Genomic DNA, 7,711 nt, shown 5'->3' with positions numbered 1-7,711 from the left:
TCGGCGCGTCGCCGGGCGAACCCGGACAGACCGGCCCAGGCGGTGCCGGCGGCCCGCCAGCCGGTCGGGTCGGTGCTGGAGAGCTGGACGTAACCTGGGCCGTGAAGCGTCGTTCCTTGAGCATGATCTCCTCTGCGTGGTTCCAGGCGAAGAGCAGGGCGTAGTCGGGATACGGATCCACGAAGGCCGCGTGGGGACGCACCGGGATGTGCATCCCCGGTGACAGCCGCCCCTGCTTCTCGGGTGTGGTGTCGCAGATGAACGGCACCAGGTCGGGTCCGATGCCGCAGTAGTTGGTGACGGTGGCGCTCTTCGACGTGGCACCGTAGCCGACCACCCGTCGGCCGGCCGCCCGCAGATCGGTCAGCAGCGCGACCAGGTCGGTGCCGACGCGGTCGATCTGCCGGGCGAAGCGGCGGTACGTCTCGTATTCGCCGATCGCGTACCGCGCCTCGTCGTCGATCATCCGGGTGACGCTGTCGCGGCGCGGGCGGGCACCGGGCCGCGCGACGGTGAAACGTAGCGAGCCGCCGTGGATCGAGATGCGTTCCACGTCGACCAGTTCGAAGCCGAATCGGGTCGCCATGGCGTCCACCGCCCGCACGGAGAAGAGGTAGAAGTGCTCGTCGTAGATCTGGTCGAAGTAGGCGTACTCCACGATGTCGCCGACGTACCGGTCCTCGAAGACGAAGACACCGTCCGGTGTGAGCAGCCGGTCGACGCCCCGGAAGACGGTGGCGATGTCGGCGACGTGGCTGATGGTGTTGGCCGAGAAGACGACTCTGGCCGGTCCTCGTTCGGCGCGGATCGCGATGGCGGCGGCTTCGTCGAAGAAGCTCACCCGCACCTCGGCGCCCCGGAGCGCGGCGTCGCGTGCGGCGCCCGCCGAGGGATCGACGCCGAGGTGGCGGACACCGGCCGCGCCGAGCGCACCGAGCATGACCCCGTCGTTGCAGCCGATCTCGACGACCAGATCGGTGTGACCGGTCAGTTCGGTGCGGCGCAGCCACCCGGCGACCTCCTCGAAGTGCCGGCTCAGCCCGTCGGAGGTGGACGACCGGTACGGGTAGTCGGCACGGAACATGTGGTCGGTCGGCATCGCCTCCAGTTGCTGGACCATCGTGCAGTCGGCGCAGATGCCGACGGCCAGTCGGAAGAACCGTTCCGCACCGGTCTCGTCCGGCCGGGGGAAGGAGTTCGAGGCCGGTTGCCGGCCGAGATCCATCCATTGGTGCACGGGACCGGCGCAGAGCCGGCACGTTGGGGCGACTGACACCAGCTCGGGGCCAAACACGTCGTCGTACTCCTTCCGCCGACCGTCATCGTCGCCAGCACCGCCTGACCGGGGCACATCCGAGCGTGCTCGACCTGGGTCCGACGCCCTGCGGGCAGGCGAGAGCAGGGGTGGCGGGAGGGCACGCAGGAAGGTGCCGCCCGGGCCGTCGGCAAGCAGGATCTGTGGCATCGGTAGGACCCAGCGCGGCCCGGCTCACCGTCCACAGGCTGCCTCCGACGGCTGGTGATCCCCCGAGATCCTCCCGGTCCGACACTGCGGCAACAGCGTCGGGCCGGGAGTTGACGTTTGTCACGAGGGTGAGGAAGAAGGCATGTCGAGTGCGACGCCGCAGGGTGGTCCGGGATCCTCCGTGCCCGGCCCGGACCTGAACCGGGCGGACCTCAGGCCGGGCTGGCGGAGCAGGACGACCGAACCACCGGTGGTCGCGGTCGTCGGCATGGGATACGTCGGATCGTGCATCGCGGGGACGCTCGCCGACCGTGGCCTGTCCGTCCTCGGGATCGACACCGACGTGGACCTGGTGGACCGGATCAACCGTGGCAGCACCCCGCTCGCCGAACCGGGCCTGGCGGATCTGATCGCCGCCGAGGTCGGTGCGGGCCGGCTCCGCGCCACCACGGCCGGGCATGCCTGCGCCGACGCTGACGTGGTCCTGCTGACCGTCGCCACTCCGGTCCGGCAGGACGGGTCGCTGGCGGACGAGCACCTGCGCACGGCGTGTGCGGCGTTGTGCGCGACCCTGCGTACCGGCCAGTTGGTGATCCTCAAGAGCACGGTGCCGCCCGGTACCACCCGGGACGTCGTCCGCCCGCTGCTGGAGGCGAGCGGCCTGCGGGCCGGTGCGGACTTCGCCCTGGCGTACGCGCCGGAGCGGCTCGCCGAGGGTACGGCGCTACACGACCTGCGTACGCTGCCGGTGGTGGTCGGGGGCATCGATCCGCGCAGTACCCGCCTCGCCGCGGACTTCCTGCACAGCGCGCTCGGTGCCGCGACGTTGCCGCAGGAGTCGCTGGAGGCCGCAGAGATCGTCAAGCTGGCCGACAACTGGTGGATCGACCTGAACATCGCCCTCGCCAACGAGTTGGCGATGTTCTGCGACCTGTACGGCGTCGACGTGCTCGACGTGATCCGCGCCGCGAACGCGATCCCGAAGGGCGACGGTCACGTCAACATCCTGCGGCCCAGCGTCGGTGTCGGTGGCTCCTGCCTGACCAAGGACCCCTGGATGGTGTGGCAGTCCGCTCGCCGACACGGGTTGCGGATCACCACCGCTCCCGTCGGCCGGGAGGTCAACCAGCGGATGCCCGGCTACACCGCCCGCCTGATCCTCGACGAGTTGGCCGTCCGTGGCGTGCCGCCGGCCGAGGCGACGGTGGCGGTGCTGGGTCTCGCCTTCAAGAACAACACCGGGGACCTGCGGGCGACCCCGACCGAGCCGGTCGTGGCGGCGCTGCGGGCGACCGGTGTGCGGGTCCGCGTGCACGATCCGCTGGTCGATCCGGCCAGCGCGCACCAGACCTTCGGCCTGCCGGTCACCACCACCGTCGAGGAGGCGGTGCGTGATGCCCACTGTGTCGCCCTACTGGCCATGCACCACCAGTTCGAGGACCTGGACTTCGCCCGGCTGCCGGTCGCCGAGTCCTGCCTGATCCTCGACGGACGCGCTTACCTGTCCAAGGAGAAGATCGCCATGCTGGAACGCCTCGGCTACACCTATCGCGGGATCGGGCGGTGAGCGCGGCCCGCGTCGTCGTCACCGGCGGCCATGGTTTCATCGGCAGCCACCTCGCCGACCGCCTGGTCAAGACCGGGGCCGACGTGACGGTCCTGGACAGTGGTGACCCGCCGCCCCACCTGGGTCTGCTGCGGCTGCACGCCCGACACGTCCGGGGTGACGTGCGGGATCCGGACCGGTTGGCGGAGGTGATCACGCCGGACGTGCAGGTGGTCTACCACCTCGCTGCGGCGGTGGGGGTGGACACGTACCTGCGACGTCCGCTGGAGGTGATCGACGTCAACTTCGTCGGGACGCAGCGGGTGCTGGAGCGTGCCAGCACGGTCGGCGCGCGAGTGGTCGTGGCGAGCACCAGTGAGATCTTCGGCATGAACCCCGCAGTGCCGTGGCGGGAGGAGGCCGACCGGCTGCTCGGCCCGACCAGCGCCCCGAGGTGGTGCTACGCCACCAGCAAGGCCCTCGCCGAGCACCTCACCTTCGCCTTCGTGCAGCAACACGGACTCGCCGCGGGGGTGGTGCGCTACTTCAACGTCTACGGTCCCCGCCAGCGGCCGGCGTACGTGATCAGCCGCAGCGTGCACCGTGCGTTGAACGGACGTCCCCCGATCGTCTACGACGACGGCAGCCAGACGCGAAGCTTCACCTACGTGGCCGACGCGGTCGAGGGCACCATCCTCGCCGGTGCGAGTGCACAGACGATCGGCACCGCGGTCAACATCGGCAACACCCGCGAGACCACCGTCGCCGACGCGATCGCCCTGGTGGGTGTGGCAGCCGGGGCCGGTGGCGACGCGGTCGCGGTGGACACCGCCGACGATCTCGGCTCGGGCTACCAGGACCTGCCCCGGCGGATCCCGGACGCCAGCCGTGCCCGGCTGCTGCTGGGGTGGAGCGCCGAGACCGACCTGCGGACGGGGGTGGGCCGGACGGTGGCGTGGGCGAGGGAGAACCCGTGGTGGTTGGCCCTGCCGGACAGCGGGGCCGGCCGGTGAGCGCGCAGACCCGGCCGTTGACCGGGGACGAGTACGTCGAGACGCTGCGCGACGGCCGCGCGGTCTACCTGTACGGCGAGCGGATCCGGGACGTCACCCGACATGCGGCCTTCCACAATCCGATCCGGATGACCGCCCGGCTGTACGACGCGCTGCACTCCGAGACGCACCGGTCGGTGCTCACCACCGCCTGCGACGCGCCCGGCGCCCACGGCTACACACACCGCTTCTTCACCACCCCACGCAGCGCCGACGACCTGGTCGCCGCCGAGCGGGCCATCGCCACCTGGGCCCGGATGAGTTACGGCTGGATGGGACGCGGCCCGGACTACAAGGCGTCCTTCCTCGGTACGTTGGGGGCCAACGCCGACTTCTATCAGCCGTTCGACGACAACGCGCGCCGCTGGTACCGGCGGTCGCAGGAGCAGGTGCTCTACTGGAGTCACGCGATCGTGCATCCGCCGGTGGACCGTTCACGCCGTCCCGACCAGGTGGCCGACGTCTTCGTACACGTCGAGCGGGAGACGGACGCCGGGGTCGTGGTCAGTGGCGCGAAGGTGGTGGCGACCGGGGCGGCCCTGACGCACCACGCCTTCGTCGCCCACTACGGTCTGCCGGTGGCCCGGCGGGAGTTCGCGCTGGTCGCGGCCATTCCGACGGACGCGCCGGGGGTACGTCTGATCTGCCGTCCCTCCTACGCCGCCACCGCGAACGCGATGGGCACTCCGTTCGACCACCCGCTGTCGTCCCGGTTGGACGAGAACGACACGATCCTGGTGCTCGACAAGGTCCTCATCCCGTGGGAGAACGTCTTCGTCTACGGCGACCTCGCCAAGGTGCAGACCTTCGCCGGCCGCTCGGGATTCACCGAGCGCTTCACATTCCACGGCTGCGTACGCCTCGCGGTGAAGCTGGAGTTCCTGGCGGGGTTGTTGGCCAAGGCGCTGGAGATGACCGGCACCGCCGACTTCCGGGGTGTGCAGAGCAGACTGGGTGAGGTGCTGGCGTGGCGGAACCTGTTCCAGGGGCTCGCCGGTGCCGCCGCCCGTGACCCGGTGCCGTGGCACGATGGTTCCGTCCTGCCCAATCCGCGGTACGGGGCGGCGTACCGGTGGTTCATGCAGGTGGGCTATCCCCGGGTGCGGGAGATCGTGTTGCAGGACGTGGCGAGCGGCCTGATCTACGTCACCTCGGGTGCGGAGGACTTCGCGAATGCCGAGATCCGCCCCTACCTCGACCGGTACCTGCGTGGTTCGCAGGGCGTCGAGGCCACCGAGCGGGTCAAGGTGATGAAGCTGTTGTGGGACGCCGTCGGGTCGGAGTTCGGCGGCCGGCATGAGCTGTACGAGCGCAACTACGCCGGCAACCACGAGAGCACCCGGGTCGAGCTGCTCTCCGCGGCGATCGCCGACGGCGACCTGGCCGGTTGCAAGGCACTGGTCGACGAGTGCCTCGCCGAGTACGACCTGACCGGCTGGCGGGTCTCCGACCTGGCGTCCCACCACGGTCGGCGTCCGCCGCGCTGACCGCCCGCGCCTACTGCTCGGCCAGCAGTGCGGCGGCCTCGGCGGTCTTCCCGGCGGCGTGGGCGGCGACCAGGGCCGCGAAGCGGGCGGCCGGCATGATCCGGACACCGAGTGCGGCGGCCTTGTCGGCCTTGCCTCGCGCTCCCTCCCCCACCACGACCAGGTCGGTGCGCGCGGAGACCGACGAGGAGGCGACACCGCCGAGCCGTTCCACCGCCTCGTTGCCCTCGGTGCGGCTGAGCCCGGGCACCGCCCCGGTCACCACCACCCGCATCGGGGTGCCGTTCGTCCGACGCAGCGGCGGACCGGCCGGGTCGTCCGGGGCTGCGGCGGCGCTGCGCACCGTGGGCACGGCACCCGGCTCGACCATGTTGACCCCACGTGCGGCAAGCCGGTCGATCAGCGGTTCGAGTTCGCCGAGGTCGGCGACGATGGTGGCAGCCCGCTCGGGGCCGATGCCCTCCACCTGCTGCAACTCGTCCACGCCGGCGTCGAGCAGTGCCCTCATCGTGCCGAAGTGTCGGGCCATCCGCCGCGACAGGGCCCGCCCGGTCATTCGCACGCCGAGCCCGATGAGGACCCGGGACAGCGGGCGCCGGGCCGACGCCTGGATGGAGGCCACGAGCTTGGCCGCCGAGACCTCACCCATCCGCTCCAGCGTCACCAACGCGGATCGGTCCAGGTCGTACAGGTCGGCCACGTCGGTGACCATCCCGGCGGCCACCAGGGATTGGATGATCTTGCCGCCGAGTCCTTCGACATCCATCGCGTCCCGGGAGACGAAGTGTGCCAGCGCCTCGTGGGCGCCGCAGGCCCGGCCCGCCACACACCGCCACCGCTTCTGCGAGCGGTCCAGTGGACCGGCGCAGCGCGGGCAGTGCGTCGGGGGCGGGAAGGGCGTGGAGGTCGGGTCCCGTCGGTCGAGCATCGCCCCGGTGATCTCGGGGATGACGTCGCCGGCCCGGCGCACGAAGACGACGTCGCCCACCCGGACGTTGCGCCGGTCCAGGTCCTCGAAGTTGTGCAGGGTCGCCGAGGTGACGGTGACGCCGCTGATCTGCACCGGTGCGAGCACGGCCACCGGCGTGACCACACCGGTGCGGCCGACCTGCACCTCGATGCCGAGCAGTCTGGTGGTGCGGGTGTCCGCGGGGAACTTGCACGCGATGCCCCAGCGTGGGGCACGGCTCGACGAGCCGGCCAACTCCCGGTCCGCCGGCCGATCGGCCTTGACCACCGCGCCGTCGACGCCGTACCCGAGGGTGCCGCGGGCGACCCGCAACGCCTCGACCGCGCCGACCGCCTCGTCGATGGTGGCGCAGACGGTCATGCCGCCGGTGGCGGCGGTGGAGGTGACACCCAGTTCGGCCAGGCCGGCCATTTCCACCGAGTGCGGCGGCGGTTCGTCGGGCGCCACGGACAACGCGCCACGCACTCCGTAGGCGATGAACGACAACGGCGCGTCATACGCGCGTCCCTCCGCCCGCAACGTGCCGGCGGCGGCACTACGGGGATGCGCGAACGCGGGCTCGCCGTGCCCGGTACGCAACTCGTTGGCGACCGCGAAGTCCGCGTCGGTCATGTAGACCTCGCCACGGATCTCGATGGTCAACGGCCGATTGAGCTGCATGGGCAACCCGGCGGCCCGCTGGGCCTGCCCGGTCACGTCCTCGCCGGCCCGACCGTCGCCGCGGGTGGCGACCCGGGTCAGCCGGCCGTCGACGTACCAGGCCGCGATCGCCAGCCCGTCGATCTTCGGCTCGACGACGAACGCCTCGACGGCCCGGCCGAGCAGGCGTTCCAGCCGACCCGCCCAGCGCCGCAGAGGCTCCTCGCCGAAGACGTTGTCCAGGCCGAGCATCGGTTCGCTGTGCACGATCTCGCCGCCGACGGCGACACCCGCGGCGACCAGATCCGCCGGTGAGTCCGGCACCTTCCACTGCGGTCGGCGGGTCTCGGTGGCCGCGATGCGGGCCAGGAGGGCGTCGTACGCCGCGTCGTCCATTCGCAGGTCACTGCCGTTGTGATACTGCGCGGCAGCGGCCCGGGCGGTGGCGACGGCCTCGACGTAGTCGGCCCGGTCGGAGAAGGGGGCGGCCACCTCGGGGTCCACGATCGGGGTGTCGGCCACGGAGATCGGCACGTGGGGGATCTGGGTCAT

5 protein-coding genes are annotated in these 7,711 nt (G+C 71.4%); 3 read left to right on the top strand and 2 right to left on the bottom strand.

Features of this window, described 5'->3' with window-relative positions; all coding sequences use genetic code 11:
- Window positions 1-1,225, bottom strand: a 1,225-nt coding sequence (locus ACIBMZ_RS23635; protein ID WP_396697222.1) for a methyltransferase domain-containing protein, incomplete at its 3' end; no start/stop codon positions are given.
- Window positions 1,226-1,607: 382 nt separating this feature from the next.
- On the opposite strand from ACIBMZ_RS23635, the gene ACIBMZ_RS23630 reads away from it, so the two are divergent.
- The 3 genes from ACIBMZ_RS23630 to ACIBMZ_RS23620 are packed head-to-tail and all read left to right on the top strand — an operon-like array spanning window position 1,608 to window position 5,550.
- Window positions 1,608-3,032, top strand: a complete 1,425-nt coding sequence (locus tag ACIBMZ_RS23630; RefSeq protein ID WP_396697220.1) for a nucleotide sugar dehydrogenase — start codon at window positions 1,608-1,610, stop codon at window positions 3,030-3,032.
- A complete protein-coding gene (locus ACIBMZ_RS23625) occupies window positions 3,029-4,024 on the top strand; it encodes an NAD-dependent epimerase/dehydratase family protein (protein ID WP_396697218.1) in 996 nt (331 codons plus the stop codon). The genes ACIBMZ_RS23630 and ACIBMZ_RS23625 overlap by 4 nt, the downstream gene beginning before the upstream one ends.
- Complete coding sequence (locus tag ACIBMZ_RS23620; protein ID WP_396697216.1) at window positions 4,021-5,550, top strand: 4-hydroxyphenylacetate 3-hydroxylase family protein; 1,530 nt, start codon at window positions 4,021-4,023, stop codon at window positions 5,548-5,550. Before ACIBMZ_RS23625 ends, ACIBMZ_RS23620 begins: the two co-directional genes overlap by 4 nt.
- Before the next feature lie 10 nt (window positions 5,551-5,560).
- Here the strand turns inward: ACIBMZ_RS23620 and ligA are convergent, their stop codons facing one another.
- The gene (ligA, locus tag ACIBMZ_RS23615; RefSeq protein WP_396697214.1) at window positions 5,561-7,711 is read right to left on the bottom strand and encodes an NAD-dependent DNA ligase LigA; all 2,151 of its coding nucleotides are present in this window, start codon (window positions 7,709-7,711) and stop codon (window positions 5,561-5,563) included.

This window comes from Micromonospora sp. NPDC049900 (assembly GCF_044461025.1).
Lineage (GTDB): Bacteria > Actinomycetota > Actinomycetes > Mycobacteriales > Micromonosporaceae > Micromonospora.
This window is presented reverse-complemented; position numbering and strand designations above follow the sequence as displayed.